Here is a 16,583-nt window from a genome sequence, read left to right on the forward strand (position 1 = left end):
TTCAGTGAGTATTCGACCTCTTTTCGCTGCCGTGGCCTTTGCCGCCCTGGCGGGTTGTGCAACCGATCCTGCGCCGAATGAACAGATTCGCCTGACCGAACAGGCACTCGAACAGGCCAAGGCCGTAGGCGCCACCGCCGACGATGTGCCGGAAATGAAACTGGCCGAAGACAAGTTCAACCGCGCCAAGGGCAACATGACCGATCAATCCTTCAAAAACGCACGCATGCGGGCCGAGCAGGCCGAACTCGATGCGCGCCTGGCGGAAGCCAAGGTGTTGACGGCCAAGAGCGAGGAACAGTTGAACGTGCTCAACACCCGCATCGCCCGCCTGCGCAAGCAACTGGGAGATGCCCAATGAGCCTCAAGAGCAAAGCCCTCGGCGGTTTGATCCTGGCAGGCTGCGCGAGCCTCTTTGGCTGCGCCAGCCAGCACAGCGAGTCTGCGTTGCAGCAGGCCGGTGCCGACTTTCAGAAGGTCAAGGAAGACTCCAATGTGCTGCGAATCGCCCCCAAGGACGTGATTCGCGCCGGTGAGTCCCTGGCCCGTGCCGATCGCCTGTCCAGCTATTGGGGCAGCGGTTCGGACGTGGTGCATTACGCCTACCTGAGCCAGCGCTACAGCGCCATTGCCCGGGAGCACACCAATCAGGTGCTCAACGAAGAGCAGGCGGCGAAACTCGAACTGGAACGGCAGCGTCTGCAACTGGCATTGCGTGAGTCCAAACTGTTCAGCGTGCAGCAGCAAGGCAAATGGCTCGAGGAGCAGATCCTGGCATTGACGACCAGCCAGACCGACCGCGGTCTGGTGATGACCTTGGGCGACATGCTGTTCGACACCGGCGAAGCGGAATTGAAACCGTCGGCCAACCGTGTGGTGTTGAAGATCGTGCAGTTCCTGCAACTCAACCCCAAGCGAGTGGTGCGGATCGAAGGTTATACGGACAGTACCGGGGGCAAGCAGGAAAACCTCAAGCTGTCCCGCGACCGCGCGCAATCGGTGGCTGACGTGCTGATGGACCTGGGTATCGACGACAAGCGAATCCAGGTCGAGGGTTATGGCGACGAGTATCCGGTGGACGCGAACGCGTCGGAACGGGGCCGGGCGCAGAATCGTCGGGTGGAAATTGTGTTTTCCGACGAAAAGGGCCAGCTCGGCGCTGCCCGCTAAGGGTTGCGTCGCTGGAAAGCCCGGCCTGCCATGCAGTGCCGGGTTTTTTTATGCCTGCCGATTACCGCACAAAACAGTACAGATTTTGCTGACACTGCACTGTACGGTCGACTATTGTGGCAACTGTCCCCGTACACTTCTAAACTGTTCCGGTATTGTTTCACACAAGAATAAAATGCCCGTGAAATCGAGTGCTGCGTCATGACCAATCTTTTGCTCTATCAACGTATTGCTCAACAACTGGCCGAAGACATCCGCCGTGGGGTCTATCAGCCGGGGGAGCGCGTGCCTTCGGTGCGCAAGATGAGCTCGCAGCTCAATGTCAGCCATGCGACGGTGTTGCAGGCGTATGCCAATCTCGAGGATCAGGGGCTGATCCGCGCCCGGCCGCAGTCGGGTTACTACGTGCACCAGACGCCGGCACTCACCGCGCCGACGCCGGACATCGCCCGGGTCGAGCGCCCCGGGCTGGTCACCCGCAGCAGCATCATTCAGCAAGTCCTGGTCGAGTCCCGTCGTGAAGGTGTCTTCCCGCTGGGCGCTGCGGTGCCGAGTGTCGACTATCTGCCGGTGCGGGCATTGCATCAGCAATTGGCCAAAGTCACCCGTTTCCATAGCCCGCGGGCCTTCAGCTACATGTTCAGCCCTGGTTTCGAGCCGTTGCGCCGACAGGTGGCGATCCGCATGCGCGATGCCGGCGTGGTGGTCGATCCGTCGGAGGTGGTGATCACCCACGGTTGCGTCGATGCGCTGCAGATGTCCTTGCGTGTGCTGACCCGTCCGGGCGATCTGATCGCGGCCGAGTCGCCGACCTATTACGGGTTGCTGCAACTGGCCGACCTGTTGGGGCTCAAGGTCATCGAGATCCCCAGTGATCCAGCCACGGGCATGAGCCTGGAAGCCCTGCAACTGGCGGCCAACCAATGGTCGATCAAGGCGTTGGTGCTGACCACCCGCCTGAGCAATCCGTTGGGCGGCACCATGCCGGAGGAGCGGCAGAAACAATTGCTGCGCCTGGCGTCGGACTTCGATATCCAGATTGTCGAAGACGATATCTACGGTGAGCTGATGTTCGAGCAGGGGCGCACCAAGTCTCTCAAGGCCTATGATCGGCTGGACCGGGTGATCTATTGCTCGAGCTTCTCCAAGACCCTGTCGCCTGGCGTGCGGATCGGCTGGATGATTGCCGGCAAGTATCAGCAGGAAATCCAGCGCTTGCAGACCTTCAGTACGCATTCCGCGTGCAGCGTGACCCAGATGGGCATTGCCGCGTATCTGGAAAATGGCGGGTACGACCGGCATTTGCGCTTCATCCGTCAGGAGTACCGGAAAAACCTCAGTGCCTTCCAATTGGCCGTGCAGCAGTATTTTCCTGAAGGCACGCAGATGACCCGACCTACCGGCGGCTTCATTCTGTGGGTCAGTCTGCCGGGGCGGGTCAACACGCAAGAGTTGCACGTGCGAGCATTGCAGCAGGGCATCAGTATCGCGCCGGGACTGATCTTCAGTAATACCGAGCAATTCAATCACTGCATCCGGCTCAACTGCGGCACCCCGTGGAACCGCGAGGCCGAGCGTGCATTGATGACCCTGGGCATGCTGGCCACCCAACTCTGCCAGGAGATGGCTGGCGGTTTGTAACAGGCTGCGACTGCGCTTGTCTTGTGGGCTGCAACAGGCGAGCATATGCATCTCTGCCGTTTGCACCCACCGTTGGATACATGAAACCGACTTTTCCTGCCGCCTGGCTTTTGCTCTGCCTGATTGCGAGTATTCAGCCGGCATCCGTCGTGGCTGCTACCGAGCAGGATCAGACTACCGGCAGTTTCCACGTCGCACCGATAGAAGCCGCACCTGCGAAAAAAGCCTCGGCGGCCGGTAAGCAGGCTGCGCCCGTGAAAAAGCGTCCGCCCATTGCCTCCAAATCGAAACCGGCCAGCGAGGTGGCAAAGACCGAGCTTCCATCTACCAAACTGGATCTGAGCTTGCCCAAGGATATGGTTCAAGAGCTCAAGCCGGTCGGAACGGTGCCGTTGGTCAGGCGCGAACCGTTGTTACCCCAGATGTTCGGTGACAAAAGCGGCAACAGCGAGTTCCAGCTCAACGGCCGCCTGCTCAGCAACGAAATGCAGCTGCAACTGCGAAATGAAGAACGCCACGAGGTCGAAGGCGCGGCACTGGATTTCGAGTTCAAGCAGTAACCCCGTCAGGATCGGCGAGCCGCAGGCCAGACGCTTTGTCGGAGACTGGCCGGTCATGCTCGTTTGCGTTGAAAAACCCGCTCGCAGGTAATTTAAAACACCTGTTTTAACGGGTACTCTGTGCCCCGTCCATTAACACATTGCTCGTCGCGAGGAGCTTGTCGTCATGAAATGCCGTGAGGGCTGTGGCGCTTGTTGCATTGCCCCTTCCATCAGTTCGCCGATTCCCGGTATGCCCAATGGCAAGGCCGCGGGGCAGCGTTGCCTGCAACTTTCCTCCGATAACCTGTGCAGTATTTTCGGCCAGCCGGAACGGCCGGCGGTGTGTTCTGCCTTCGAGGCCGACCCCGAGGTGTGCGGAAACAGCAGCGAAGAAGCCATCCGGTTGATCGGCTGGTGGGAGCAAATGACGGCGGCGTGATGTGTTCTACGAACGGAACTTCAACAATAAGGAATAAGACTATGGGTTCGCTGCATCGTATGGCTGTGTTGTGTGGTTTGACGGTTGTGCTGGCTACCTCGACGGCCCAGGCCGAAGACTGGAAGGTCAAGAAAGACGAAGACGGCATCAAGATCTCCCTGAGTGAAGTGGCCGGCTCCGACTACAAGGCCTACCAGGGCGTCACGCTGATGAAGACCACCATGGCCAAGCTGCGTGCGTTGCAGGAAGACGTGTCCGGAGCCTGCGCCTGGATTCACGAATGCAAAACCCAGAAGCTGCTCAAGCACGAAGGTGAGCAGAGCTGGACCTACACTCAGTTCAACACCCCGTGGCCGGTTACTCCCCGTGATTCGGTGTTGCACATCACCACCATCGAAGGGGCCGATGGCAGCCTGACCCGCAAGCTCGAAGGCGTGCCGAAATACATTCCTGAAGAAAAAGGCTTCGTCCGGGTCGCCAAGGTCGACGGTTTCTGGAAGTTCGTACCCAAGGGCGACCAGATCGAAGTGACCTATCAGGTGCACACCGAGCCGGGCGGCAGCGTGCCGTCGATGGTGGCCAACAAGTTCGTGGTGGATGCCCCGTTCAATACCTTGAAAGCCCTCAAGGAACGCGCCGAGAAGTAATTGTGTCACTCTTTTGAGGTGACTTCGTGACGCCCCGACTCGATCGGGGCGTTTGCTTTTTTGAACGATGCTCAGGTTTTAATTTGTTTCCGGATATGCGTTGCACGAAATTTTCACCCACTCTCCAAGACAATTCGCCGGCTCTCCCGTAACGCGCAGCGTATGGCTGAATGCAGGATGAAAGACTCGGGATGAGGGTAGTTATCAATGGCAATGCTGCCGTTGATCGTGCAACATTTGCGCACCGCGCAAACCCCCAGGCCTGGTACGGGCCGAAAAGAGGGCAAGGCGCAGCTGTATTTTTGAAACTTCAACTTCCAATGGGTCCTAAAACGACATGGCAATCCCGGACGCCCTGAGTCAGCAGCGAGCTTCTAGTCGCCTGCTGCAACCGACCGTCAAATCGCATCTGGCCTACACGCTGTTGTGTGCCCTGGTCATGATGGTCATGTTCAGCCTGCTGCGCGTCGCGCTGCTGGCTTACAACAGCTCGATGATCCTCGACACACCGGCTTCGACCTTCCTCGAGGCATTCGCCAACGGTCTGCGTTTCGACCTGCGCCTGGTGGTCTATCTCAGTATTCCGTTGCTACTGGCCTTGTTCAGCGCCCGGGCCATGGCGGCACGCGGGCTGTTCCGACTCTGGCTGACAGTGGTCTCCAGCATCGCGCTGTTCCTGGGCCTGATGGAGATGGACTTCTATCGTGAATTCCACCAGCGCCTCAACGGCCTGGTCTTCCAGTACGTCAAGGAAGACCCGAAAACCGTGGCCAGCATGCTCTGGTATGGTTTCCCGGTGGTCCGCTATCTGCTGGCGTGGGCTCTGGGTACCGTGATCCTGAGCATGGCATTCAAGGGCGCCGACCGTGCGACCCGCCCTCGTGGCCCGTTCAGTGGCGGCAGCATCGGCACACGCAAGGTCGCGCCGTGGTATGCACGCATTGGCGTGTTCGTGGTTTGCCTGCTGATCTGCGTCGTCGCGGCCCGTGGCACCTTGCGCCAAGGCCCGCCGATGCGCTGGGGTGATGTCTACACCACAGATTCCAATTTCGCCAACCAGTTGGGTCTCAACGGTACGCTTTCTCTGGTCGCCGCCGCCAAGAGCCGGATGTCCGAGGATCGCGACAATATCTGGAAAGCCACGCTGCCACAGCCACAAGCCCAGCAAGTGGTGCGTGACATGCTGGTGATGGCGGATGACAAACTGGTGGATGGCGAGACCGCGGCGGTACGTCGCGATTACACCCCGCCAGCCGACAAGACCTTGCCGATCAAGAACGTCGTCGTGATCCTGATGGAAAGCATGGCCGGTCACTCGGTGGGTGTGCTGGGTGGGCCAGGCAACATCACGCCGTACCTCGACAAGCTGTCGAAGGAAGGCTTGCTGTTCGACCGCTTCTTCTCCAACGGTACCCATACCCACCAGGGCATGTTCGCCACCATGGCCTGTTTCCCGAACCTGCCGGGCTTCGAATACCTGATGCAGACCCCGGAAGGCAGCCACAAGCTGTCCGGTCTGCCGCAGTTGCTCAGCGCCCGTGACTTCGACGACGTGTATGTCTACAACGGCGATTTCGCCTGGGACAACCAGTCGGGTTTCTTCAGCAACCAGGGCATGACCAACTTCATCGGCCGTAACGATTTCGTGAATCCGGTGTTCTCTGATCCGACCTGGGGCGTGTCCGACCAGGACATGTTCGACCGTGGCCTGGTCGAGCTCAAGGCACGGGAAAACGGCAAGCCGTTCTATGCCTTGCTGCAAACCCTGTCCAACCACACGCCTTACGCCTTGCCGACGCCATTGCCGGTCGAGCGCGTGACCGATCGTGGCAATCTGAACGAACACCTGACCGCCATGCGTTACTCGGACTGGGCACTGGGCCAGTTCTTTGAAAAGGCCCGCAAGGAGCCGTACTTCAAGGAAACCCTGTTTGTCGTCGTCGGTGACCACGGTTTTGGTAACGAACGGCAGATCACCGAAATGGACCTGGGCCGCTTCAACGTGCCGATGCTGATGATCGCGCCGGGCATCCAGGAAAAGTTCGGCCAGCGTGACCACACCGTGGGCACTCAGATCGACATCGTGCCGACCATCATGGGCCGCATCGGTGGCGAAGTACGTCATCAGTGCTGGGGACGCGACCTGCTCAACCTGCCGCAAGGCGACGCCGGTATTGGTGTGATCAAGCCGTCGGGCAGCGAGCAGACCACGGCCGTCCTCACCGCGGACCAGATTCTGGTCCTGCCGAAGGACAAGGACATGGCGCCGAAGTTGTATCAGTATGAATTGGGTGCCAACCCTCGCGCCGAAGTCATTGCTGATGCGCCGCGTACCGCCGAGTTGAAACTCAAGCTCGAAGCGTTCCTGCAAACAGCGACCAAGAGCCTGCTGGACAACACCGCCGGTGTCATTGATGGCAAGCCGGACTAAGTTGTGACGCAATAGAAAAGAGGCCCTTCAAGGGCCTCTTTTTTTTGCCTGGTGGATATTTATATTCGGCCAAGCAAGAGCAGGATCAACAGCACCACCAATACGACGCCGATGATACCGGACGGGCCGTAACCCCAACTTCTGGAGTGCGGGAAGACCGGTAAACCACCGATCAGTAACAGGATCAGAATGATGATCAGTATTGTGCCCATGTCTATTTCCTTGTCGAAAATGCAGTGGATTGACCATGCCAATCAAGGTCAGCGGGAATGAAGTAAATTCGAGCTGCTTAAAAATTCGGACTCTTGCGCTTGCAGGAAAATTCCAAGTTTTTTTGAAGTATTTCGCACGGGTTCTTATTTTTTGTAGTTGCCTTGATTGCGTCAGACGCTCCCGCAGTTTGCTCGGGCCATTCAGCAATCTGATGGAGCGTGGGTCGGGCAATTTCCTTCGCTACACTCGGTGCATCTTCCAAGAACAACAAGGCTGTCTGCTATGCAAAATCGCATGATGATCACTGGTGCAGGCTCTGGCCTGGGTCGCGAAATCGCGCTGCGCTGGGCGCGTGAAGGCTGGCAACTGGCTTTGTCGGACGTCAGCGAGCCCGGCTTGCAGGAAACCCTCAAGCTGGTCCGCGAAGCGGGCGGCGACGGTTTCATCCAGCGCTGCGACGTACGCGATTACAGCCAGTTGACAGCGTTCGCCCAGGCCTGCGAGGTCAAACTCGGCGGCATCGATGTCATCGTCAATAACGCGGGTGTAGCGTCTGGCGGGTTCTTCAGTGAGTTGTCCCTGGAGGACTGGGACTGGCAGATCGCGATCAACCTGATGGGCGTGGTCAAGGGCTGCAAGGCTTTCCTGCCACTGCTGGAAAAAAGCAAAGGCAAGATCATCAACATCGCGTCCATGGCCGCGCTGATGCAAGGCCCGGCGATGAGCAACTACAACGTGGCCAAGGCGGGCGTGGTGGCGTTGTCCGAAAGCCTGCTGATCGAGCTGGCGCATCAGGAAGTCGGCGTGCATGTCGTGTGTCCGTCGTTCTTCCAGACCAACCTGCTGGACTCCTTCCGTGGCCCGACCCCGGCCATGAAAGCCCAGGTCGGCAAGTTGCTGGAAAGCTCGCCCATCAGCGCCGCCGACATCGCCGACTACATCTATCGGCAGGTCGCCGCCGGCGAGTTCATGATCCTGCCCCACGAACAGGGCCGCATGGCCTGGGCGATCAAGCAGAAGAACCCGCAATTGCTCTACAACGAAATGACCGCCATGGCCGACAAAATGCGCGCCAAGGCCAGGCAATCCGCAAGCTGATCTTGCCCGCAGGCAGCGCTGTGGTTAGGGTGGCCGCCATCGGCCATCCTCGCGAGACGCTTGCATGCTCAATTACCTGTGGTTTTTTCTCGCCGCGCTGTTCGAAATTGCCGGTTGCTTTGCCTTCTGGATGTGGCTGCGCCAGGGGAAAAGCATGTGGTGGGTGGTGCCGGCGCTCCTGAGCCTGACCCTGTTCGCCCTGCTGCTGACCCGGATCGAAGCCACCTACGCCGGCCGCGCCTACGCCGCTTACGGCGGCATCTACATCGTTGCCTCAATCGGCTGGCTGGCCGTGGTCGAGCGGATTCGTCCGCTGGGTTCGGACTGGCTCGGCGTGGCGCTGTGTGTGATCGGCGCGAGCATCATTCTGTTCGGGCCGCGATTCTCCGCGTCCTGACAGATCTGTCCTACAATCAACCGGTCTGTCAGACCTTTCCGTAAGTGGTGTGCGTCAAGGGCTGTCAGTCCGGTCTGGTTTGCTGTCGGAGCATTGTAGGCGTACCGGGGGCCGGGCATCTTCAAGGGCCAGAAACCCCTGAAGGACACTCCTCATGCTCGTACTCACTCGCGTTGTGGGCGAAACCATTTCCATCGGTGACAACATTTCCGTGCGCGTTCTCGCGATCAACGGAAACAACATCCGCTTTGGCGTTGAGGCGCCTCAGGACGTCAATGTGCACCGCTGCGAAATCTACGAACGCATCCAGAACAAACTGGCGAAAACCAAGGGGCGCTGAAGACCTCAGTCAAACAGGTGCTTGGGCACATCGTGCTTGAGCATCAGTTGGCACTGCTCGCTTTCCGGGTCGAAGACAATCAGTGCCTGACCCTTGGTCAACGCCTGGCGCACGCGCAGTACGCGGGTTTCCAGGGGGGTGTCGTCACCATTGTCTGTGCCGTCGCGGGTCACGAAATCCTCGATCAGGCGGGTGAGGGTGTCGACTTGAAGTTGGTCGTGGGGGATCAGCATAGGCACCTCGGTTGGATCAATGGCGCGATGCTACGGCGATTGGGCGAGGACAGCCAGCCCGGGATTTTGTGTTGTCTGACAGATTGCCTTCGCGAGCAAGCCCGCTCCCACATTCGACCGCATTTTCCTGGAGTAACCCGGTCAACTGTGGGAGCGGGCTTGCTCGCGAAGGCGTCAGATCAGACACCGAATATCTCAGTGACTCAACTCAGCTCTCCGACCGCTGCCCCACCAGGCTGTCCACCGACGGCACCCGTGTATCGCTTTCCATCTGTGTGTCATGTTCAAGCTGATGGCTGAAGCGGTCCAGTGAGCCCTTGGCCGGTTGTGCATCGCTGGCAAACACGGGCGGGCTGAGGATGTACGCACCGAGCAGGCGGCTCAGGGCGGCAAGGCTGTCGATGTGGGTGCGCTCGTAACCGTGGGTGGCATCGCAGCCGAAGGCGAGCAGGGCGGTGCGAATGTCGTGGCCGGCGGTCACCGCTGAATGGGCGTCGCTGAAGTAGTAGCGGAACAGGTCGCGGCGTGCCGGCAACTCGTTGTCGCTGGCCAGGCGCAGGAGGTGGCGCGACAGGTGATAGTCATACGGCCCGCCGGAATCCTGCATTGCGATGCTCACTGCATGCTCGCTGGAATGTTGGCCAGGCGCGACCGGTGCGATGTCGATGCCGACGAACTCACTGACGTCCCAGGGTAGCGCCGCCGCCGCGCCGCTGCCGGTTTCTTCGGTGATGGTGAACAGCGGATGGCAGTCGATCATCAGCTCTTCACCACTGTCGACAATGGCCTTGAGCGCCGCCAGCAGTGCGGCCACCCCGGCCTTGTCGTCGAGGTGACGGGCGCTGATGTGGCCGCTTTCGGTGAACTCCGGCAGCGGGTCGAAGGCGACGAAATCGCCGACGCTGATGCCCAGCGACTCGCAGTCGGCACGGGTGGCGCAGTAGGCGTCCAGACGCAATTCGATGTGATCCCAACTGATCGGCATCTCATCCACGGCGGTATTGAATGCGTGCCCGGAAGCCATCAGCGGCAAGACGCTGCCGCGGATCACGCCATTGTCGGTAAACAGGCTGACCCGGCTGCCCTCGGCAAAGCGGCTGGACCAGCAGCCGACGGGCGCGAGGGTCAGGCGGCCGTTGTCCTTTACTGCACGCACCGCCGCGCCGATGGTGTCCAGATGGGCGGAAACGGCGCGGTCGGGGCTGTTCTTCTTGCCCTTGAGCGTGGCGCGGATGGTGCCGCGACGGGTCAGCTCGAAGGGAATGCCCAGTTCTTCAAGACGTTCGGCGACGTAGCGCACGATGGTGTCGGTGAACCCGGTGGGGCTGGGAATGGCGAGCATTTCCAGCAGCACTTTTTGCAGATAGCCGAGGTCCGGTTCGGGGATTTTGCTGGTCATGGAAACTCCTGATTGGTTATCGCCTGTACGGCCGCCTTCGCGAGCAAGCCCGCTCCCACATTCGACCGCATTTGTATGGAGTAACTCGGTCAACTGTGGGAGCGGGCTTGCTCGCGAAGGGGGCGGTCCAGAAAACACATCACTAAGAGACCACCGGCTGACTGTACGGAAACAACAGATCCACAAACCGCTCCGCCGTCGGCTGCGGTTCGTGATTGGCCAGCCCGGCCCGTTCGTTGGCTTCGATAAACACATAGTCCGGCTGGTCAGCGGCGCACACCATCAAGTCGAGGCCGACCATGGGAATATCCAGGGCCCGAGCCGCGCGGATGGCGGCGTCCACCAGCGTCGGGTGCAGGGTCGCCGTGACATCTTCAAGCACGCCGCCGGTATGAAGATTCGCCGTGCGCCGTACGAACAGGTGCTCACCGGCCGGCAGAATGCTGTTGTAGTCGTATCCGGCGGCACGCAAGGTGCGCAGGGTTTCCTGGTCCTGCGGGATCTTGCTTTCGCCACCCGTGGCCGCCTGTCGCCGTCGGCTCTGGGCTTCGATCAATGCACCGATGGAGTGTTGGCCGTCGCCGACCACTTCGGCTGGCCGGCGAATGGCGGCGGCGACCACTTCAAAACCGATCACCACAATGCGCAGGTCCAGGCCCTCGTGGAAACTTTCCAGCAGCACGCGGCTGTCGAAGTGGCGAGCGGCTTCTATGGCTTGCTGCACTTCCTCTATGGTGCGCAAATCCACCGCCACCCCTTGGCCCTGTTCACCATCCAGTGGCTTGACCACCACGCGCTGGTGTTCATCGAGGAAGGCCAGATTGTCATCGGCGTTACCCGCCAGTTGCTGCGCTGGCAGATTCAACCCTGCTGCCTTGAGCACTTTGTGGGTCAGGCTTTTGTCCTGGCACAGGGTCATGCTGACGGCGCTGGTCAGGTCGCTCAGGGATTCACGGCAGCGTACCCGGCGCCCGCCATGGCTGAGGGTGAACATCCCGGCGTCGGCGTCATCGACGTGCACATCGATGCCACGACGGTGTGCTTCTTCGACAATGATCCGCGCGTAGGGGTTGAACGCGGCTTCCGGGCCGGGCCCGAGAAACAGCGGCTGATTGATGCCGTTCTTGCGCTTGATGGCGAAGGTCGTCAGGTTACGAAAACCGAGCTTGGCGTAAAGGTTTTTCGCCTGGCGGTTGTCGTGCAGCACCGACAGGTCGAGGCAGGCGAGCCCGCGACTCATGAAGTGTTCGATCAAATGCCGCACCAGCACTTCACCGACACCCGGCCGCGCACAATGCGGGTCGACCGCCAGGCACCACAGGCTGCTGCCGTTTTCCGGGTCGTTGAAGGCCTTGTGGTGGTTGAGGCCCATGACGCTGCCGATGACCGCGCCGCTGTCCTCGTCTTCGGCCAGCCAGTACACCGGGCCGCCCAGATGGCGCGGCGTCAGCAGGGTGGCATCGATCGGCAGCATGCCGCGGGCCTGATACAGCTGATTGATTGCCTGCCAGTCGGCATCGCTTTGCGCGCGTCGAATGCGGAAACCGCGAAACACCCGGGTCGCCTGACGGTAGTCGCTGAACCACAGGCGCAAGGTATCGGACGGGTCGAGGAACAACTGCGTCGGCTCCAGCCCCAGCACTTGCTGGGGCGCGGCGACGTACAGGGCAATGTCCCGCTCGCCGGGCTGCTCGTTGAGCAACTCCCCGGCCAGGCTCGCGGCATCGGCAAAGGTGTGGCCGATCAGCAAGCGCCCCCAGCCGCAATGCACGGCAATCGGCGCCCCGCCCAGTTCACTGCCATCCTCGGCCAGACGTGCCTGCAAGCGTTCGTAGGAGGGCGACTGGCCGCGCAACAGGCGTTGGCTGAAAGCCGTGGCGTGAGGTTTCATCGGTCAGATTCCTTGTTCGCTGAGCCACAGGTTGAGGGCCGCCAGTTGCCACAGCTTCGAGCCGCGCAACGGTGTCAATTGCCCCTGTGGATCAGTCAGCAGACGGTCGAGCATCGCGGGGTTGAACAGGCCGCGATCCTGGCTGGGATCAAGCAGCAGCTCGCGCACCCATTCCAGCGTATCGCCCTGCAAATGCTTGAGGCCCGGCACCGGGAAGTAACCTTTCTTGCGGTCGATCACTTCACTGGGAATCACTTGTCGCGCGGCTTCTTTCAAGACTTGCTTGCCGCCGTCCGGCAGTTTGAAACGCCCCGGAATCCGTGCCGACAGCTCCACCAGGCGGTAATCGAGAAACGGCGTGCGCGCTTCCAGACCCCAGGCCATGGTCATGTTGTCGACCCGTTTGACCGGGTCGTCCACCAGCATCACCGTGCTGTCCAGACGCAAGGCCTTGTCCACCGCCGCATCGGCACCGGGCTGGGCGAAATGGGCTTTGACGAAGTCACCGGCGGCGTCATTCGCGGTCAGCCATTTCGGTTGCACGGTGGCGGCGTAGTCGTCGTAACTGCGGTCGAAAAATGCTTCGCGGTACGCGGCATACGGATCACTCGCGCCGTCCACTTGCGGATACCAGTGGTAACCGGCGAACAGTTCATCGGCACCCTGGCCGCTCTGGACGACTTTGCAGTGTTTGGCCACCTCCCGTGACAACAGGTAGAAGGCGATGCAGTCATGGCTGACCATCGGCTCGCTCATGGCGCGGAACGCGGCGGGCAGTTGTTCGATGATTTCCTTTTCGTTGATGCGTAGTTGATGGTGCTGCGTGCCGTAGTGTCGGGCGATCAGGTCCGAATACTGGAACTCGTCTCCACGCTCGCCGCCGGCATCCTGGAAGCCGATGGAGAAGGTCGACAGATTGTCCACGCCGACTTCCCGCAACAGGCCCACCAGCAGGCTTGAATCGACACCGCCGGACAGCAGCACGCCGACATCCACCGCCGCACGCTGACGAATCGCTACCGCTTCGCGAGTGCTGTCGAGCACACGGTCGCGCCAGTCCTCGAGGGTCAGATTCGTCTCATCGGCATGAGGGCCGTAGGGCAGGGTCCACCAGGTTTTCTGCTCGGTGCGGCCATCGGCTTCGATGCGCATCCAGGTGGCCGGCGGCAGTTTTTCAATGCCCGCCAGCAAAGTGCGCGGTGCCGGGACCACCGCGTGGAAATTCAGATAGTGATTGAGCGCCACGGGATCGAGGATCGGGTTGATGTCACCGCCCTTGAGCAATGCCGGCAGCGCCGAGGCGAAGCGCAGGCGCTGGCCGGTGCGCGACAGGTACAGCGGTTTCACGCCGAGACGGTCGCGGGCGATAAACAGGCATTGGGCATCGCGCTCCCAAACGGCAAAGGCAAACATGCCGTTGAGTTTCGGCAGCAAGGCTTCGCCCCAGGCGTGATAACCCTTGAGCAACACTTCGGTATCGCCACCGGAATAGAAGGCGTAACCCAGGCTTTCAAGTTCCGCGCGCAGTTCCGGAAAGTTGTAGATCGCCCCGTTGAAGGCCAGGGACAAGCCCAGTTGCGGGTCGATCATCGGCTGCGCCGAGCCGTCCGACAGGTCCATGATCTTCAGGCGCCGATGGCCCAGTGCTACCGGCCCCTGGCTATGAAATCCCCAGGCGTCGGGGCCGCGGGGGGCCAGGTGATGGGTGATTCGTTCAATGGCTGCAAGGTCTGCAGGTTGATGATCAAAACGTAACTCGCCAGCTAATCCGCACATAAATTCCTTACCGGTTTTTCCGTTGGGGAGGGTCGATCGATACCGCGCCGAAACGGCGGGTACTCAGAAAGTGACCCTCCTCGGTAAGGGGAGTTTTAGATCGATGAGTTATATGCGGGCCAGACCACGGCCGAATCGCCCCGTGAGGGCGACTTCGGCTGCTGTATCGACTACTTGCCCCGGATCAGGCGTCGCAGGGCAAATCGGTTGGGGTGACAGGCTTCGGCCACGCTTCTGGGCAACGGCAGGGGTTCGTTGTCCAGCCAGGCTGCCAGCAGTTCTGCGGACAGCGGCGCAGTGATCAGGCCGCGCGAGCCGTGACCGCTGTTGACGTACAAACCGTCAAGCCATGGGCATTCGACGTCCGGCACCTGCCGGGCATCCTTGCCCAGCGCCGCATACGCCTGAGTGAACGCCTGGGTGTCGGCCAAGGGGCCGACGATTGGCAAGTAGTCGGGGCTGGTGCAGCGAAAAGCGGCGCGCCCCTGGAGACTTTCAGGCGCAAGTTTATCGGCCTGTAAACGCTCGACCAGATCGTGGGAAATCTCTTCGAGCATGGCCAGGTTGCCCAGGTGTTCTGCCGTGGTCGGTGTCAGGTCATCGCTCTTGAAATCGAAACTGGCCCCCAGGGTGTGTTCGCCCAAACGGGCGGGGGCGACATAGCCTTCGGCACACACCACGGTGCTCAGGGCCTGGCTTTGCGGAGTTTGTGCCAAGCGGGTGATTTGCCCGCGAATGCGCTTGAGCGGCAGCTCGGCGCTCTCGGGGAAACGTTGGATTTCGGCGGCACCGGCGAGCACCACCACGGGGGCGCTGGCAAGCAATCGCTCGCCGTCCCAGGCTTGCCAACGGCCTTCAACCTTGCGCAGTTCCAGCGCATCGTGATGGGTGAGCAATTGAATCTGTGGATGCGCAGCCTGCCACTGGCACAGCGCCGGTGGGTGGACCCAGCCGCCTTCGGGATAGAACAGGCCGCCGTGTGCCAGTCCGATACCGGCCACCGCCTGTGCTTCGGGTTGATCCAGCAGGTGCAGCAAGTCCGTTGGAAACGCCGCGGCCAATTGCGCCTGGCGTTCGGCTTCCTTGGCATTGAAGGCCAGTTGCAATACGCCGCAATCGTCCCAGTCGCGGCCCCGTTGCAAGTGTTCGAGCAGACGTCGGGTGTAGCCGAATCCACTGACGATCATTTGCGACAGCGCCGTGCCATGGGCGGATAACTTCAGGTAGAGCACACCCTGCGGGTTGCCCGAGGCTTCCCGGGCGATGGTGTCGTGGCGCTCCAGCAATGTCACTTGCCAGCCCCGCGCGGCGAGGCTGGCGGCGCTGGCACAACCGGCCAGGCCGGCACCGATCACCAGTGCCTGGCGCTCGCCGGTCAGCGGGGCCGGGCGGGCGAACCAGGGTTTATCCAGGGCCGGAGCCGGCGTTTCCCGGGGCCAGCCGAGGAACTCGCCGCGCAGGATCTCCCATTTGTGGCCGATGCCGGGGGTGCGTTTCATCTTGAAGCCGGCGGCGTTGAGCAGACGCCGCACCCAGCCGGTGCTGGTGAAGGTGCTGATGGATGCACCGGGAGCGGCCAGGCGAGCCAGCTCGGCAAACAGTTCGGCGGTCCACATGTCGGGATTTTTCGCCGGGGCGAAGCCGTCGAGGAACCAGGCGTCGATTTGGGCATCGAGTTGCGGCAGTTGCTCCAGTGCATCGCCGATCAGCAGCGTCAGGGTGACGCGGCCGTGGTCCAGCGTCAGGCGCTGAAAACCCTGATGGATGGCCACGTATTGCTCAAGCAGTTGATCGGCAAATACCTTGAGTTCCGGCCACAGTGCCAGGGCCCGTTGCAGGTCGGCCGGGCTCAACGGGTATTTCTCTACGCTGACAAAATGCAGCCGCGCTCCGGCCGCTGCGTGTTGCTCGAACACCTGCCAGGCGCACAAAAAATTCAGCCCGGTGCCGAACCCCGTCTCACCGATGACCAGCCGCCCACCCTTGGGCAAGGCGGCAAAGCGTTCGGCCAGTCGATTCTGCTCGATGAATACATAGCGGGTTTCATCCAGCCCTGACTTGTCGGAGAAGTACACATCGTCGAACACTCGCGAATACGGGCGACCTTGGTCGTCCCAGTCGAGCTGGGCGTGGGGCAATACAGGTTTCATGGCAGGCTCTGCAGCGGCAAGGCGGCCATTCTAGCCGATTGAAGGTGTGGTGCTTGATCCGTGGCAAGGTATGAACGGGCTGAAACCGGGAAAATCATCAACCTGCACAAAGCCCTGTGGCGAGGGGGCTTGCCCCCGTTCGGCTGCGAAGCAGTCGTAAAACCAGCCAACCGGATTTACCTGACAGGCCCGGTTGGTTGATTCAGGGCTGCTTCG

At 60.9% G+C, this 16,583-nt stretch carries 16 protein-coding genes; 10 read left to right on the forward strand and 6 right to left on the reverse strand.

Going from position 1 to position 16,583, the window contains the following annotated elements:
* The first annotated feature begins 4 nt into the window (after positions 1–4).
* The 7 genes from KGB29_RS03825 (at position 5) to KGB29_RS03855 (ending at position 6,870) form a co-directional block, all read left to right on the forward strand.
* Positions 5–361 (forward strand): DUF4398 domain-containing protein, encoded by a 357-nt coding sequence (locus KGB29_RS03825; RefSeq protein WP_056727192.1) that lies wholly within the window; start codon positions 5–7, stop codon positions 359–361.
* Positions 358–1,170, forward strand: coding sequence for an OmpA family protein (locus KGB29_RS03830; protein ID WP_057713742.1), 813 nt, complete (start codon positions 358–360; stop codon positions 1,168–1,170). Before KGB29_RS03825 ends, KGB29_RS03830 begins: the two co-directional genes overlap by 4 nt.
* A 201-nt stretch (positions 1,171–1,371) precedes the next feature.
* Entirely contained in the window at positions 1,372–2,811 is a 1,440-nt protein-coding gene (locus KGB29_RS03835; protein WP_007973699.1) for a PLP-dependent aminotransferase family protein, read from the forward strand.
* Positions 2,812–2,891: 80 nt separating this feature from the next.
* The gene (locus KGB29_RS03840; protein WP_223508039.1) at positions 2,892–3,371 is read left to right on the forward strand and encodes a translation initiation factor 2; all 480 of its coding nucleotides are present in this window, start codon (positions 2,892–2,894) and stop codon (positions 3,369–3,371) included.
* 166 nt (positions 3,372–3,537) lie between these two features.
* Positions 3,538–3,792: a YkgJ family cysteine cluster protein gene (locus KGB29_RS03845; protein WP_057713744.1), complete on the forward strand. Its 255-nt coding sequence runs from the start codon at positions 3,538–3,540 to the stop codon at positions 3,790–3,792.
* 41 nt (positions 3,793–3,833) lie between these two features.
* Positions 3,834–4,439 carry an START domain-containing protein gene (locus KGB29_RS03850; protein WP_150812228.1) on the forward strand — a complete coding sequence of 202 codons (606 nt, stop codon included), beginning with the start codon at positions 3,834–3,836 and terminating at the stop codon, positions 4,437–4,439.
* Positions 4,440–4,776: 337 nt separating this feature from the next.
* Complete coding sequence (locus KGB29_RS03855; protein ID WP_223508038.1) at positions 4,777–6,870, forward strand: LTA synthase family protein; 2,094 nt, start codon at positions 4,777–4,779, stop codon at positions 6,868–6,870.
* Between the two features lie 59 nt (positions 6,871–6,929).
* Here the strand turns inward: KGB29_RS03855 and KGB29_RS03860 are convergent, their stop codons facing one another.
* Positions 6,930–7,088 carry a DUF3309 family protein gene (locus KGB29_RS03860; RefSeq protein WP_172435350.1) on the reverse strand — a complete coding sequence of 53 codons (159 nt, stop codon included), beginning with the start codon at positions 7,086–7,088 and terminating at the stop codon, positions 6,930–6,932.
* A gap of 277 nt (positions 7,089–7,365) precedes the next feature.
* Between KGB29_RS03860 and KGB29_RS03865 the strand changes: the two genes are divergently transcribed.
* The 3 genes from KGB29_RS03865 (at position 7,366) to csrA (ending at position 8,918) form a co-directional block, all read left to right on the forward strand.
* The gene (locus KGB29_RS03865; protein WP_008048965.1) at positions 7,366–8,181 is read left to right on the forward strand and encodes an SDR family oxidoreductase; all 816 of its coding nucleotides are present in this window, start codon (positions 7,366–7,368) and stop codon (positions 8,179–8,181) included.
* A gap of 64 nt (positions 8,182–8,245) precedes the next feature.
* Positions 8,246–8,578, forward strand: a complete 333-nt coding sequence (locus KGB29_RS03870) for a YnfA family protein (RefSeq protein ID WP_223508037.1) — start codon at positions 8,246–8,248, stop codon at positions 8,576–8,578.
* Positions 8,579–8,732: 154 nt separating this feature from the next.
* Positions 8,733–8,918, forward strand: coding sequence for a carbon storage regulator CsrA (gene csrA / locus KGB29_RS03875; RefSeq protein ID WP_154860296.1), 186 nt, complete (start codon positions 8,733–8,735; stop codon positions 8,916–8,918).
* A gap of 5 nt (positions 8,919–8,923) precedes the next feature.
* Here csrA and KGB29_RS03880 read toward each other — a convergent pair whose 3' ends face one another.
* From KGB29_RS03880 to mnmC, 5 genes are all read right to left on the reverse strand, one after another.
* Positions 8,924–9,151, reverse strand: coding sequence for a YheU family protein (locus KGB29_RS03880; RefSeq protein WP_056727184.1), 228 nt, complete (start codon positions 9,149–9,151; stop codon positions 8,924–8,926).
* 208 nt (positions 9,152–9,359) lie between these two features.
* The gene (locus KGB29_RS03885) at positions 9,360–10,550 is read right to left on the reverse strand and encodes an osmoprotectant NAGGN system M42 family peptidase (protein ID WP_007973683.1); all 1,191 of its coding nucleotides are present in this window, start codon (positions 10,548–10,550) and stop codon (positions 9,360–9,362) included.
* A gap of 142 nt (positions 10,551–10,692) precedes the next feature.
* The gene (ngg, locus tag KGB29_RS03890) at positions 10,693–12,441 is read right to left on the reverse strand and encodes an N-acetylglutaminylglutamine synthetase (RefSeq protein WP_223508036.1); all 1,749 of its coding nucleotides are present in this window, start codon (positions 12,439–12,441) and stop codon (positions 10,693–10,695) included.
* 3 nt (positions 12,442–12,444) lie between these two features.
* Positions 12,445–14,217, reverse strand: coding sequence for an N-acetylglutaminylglutamine amidotransferase (locus KGB29_RS03895; RefSeq protein ID WP_223508035.1), 1,773 nt, complete (start codon positions 14,215–14,217; stop codon positions 12,445–12,447).
* 170 nt (positions 14,218–14,387) lie between these two features.
* Positions 14,388–16,367, reverse strand: coding sequence for a bifunctional tRNA (5-methylaminomethyl-2-thiouridine)(34)-methyltransferase MnmD/FAD-dependent 5-carboxymethylaminomethyl-2-thiouridine(34) oxidoreductase MnmC (gene mnmC, locus KGB29_RS03900; RefSeq protein WP_223508034.1), 1,980 nt, complete (start codon positions 16,365–16,367; stop codon positions 14,388–14,390).
* Positions 16,368–16,583 lie beyond the last annotated feature (216 nt).

The organism is Pseudomonas sp. BF-B-30, from assembly GCF_019956305.1.
GTDB classification, from domain to species: Bacteria; Pseudomonadota; Gammaproteobacteria; order Pseudomonadales; family Pseudomonadaceae; genus Aquipseudomonas; species Aquipseudomonas jessenii.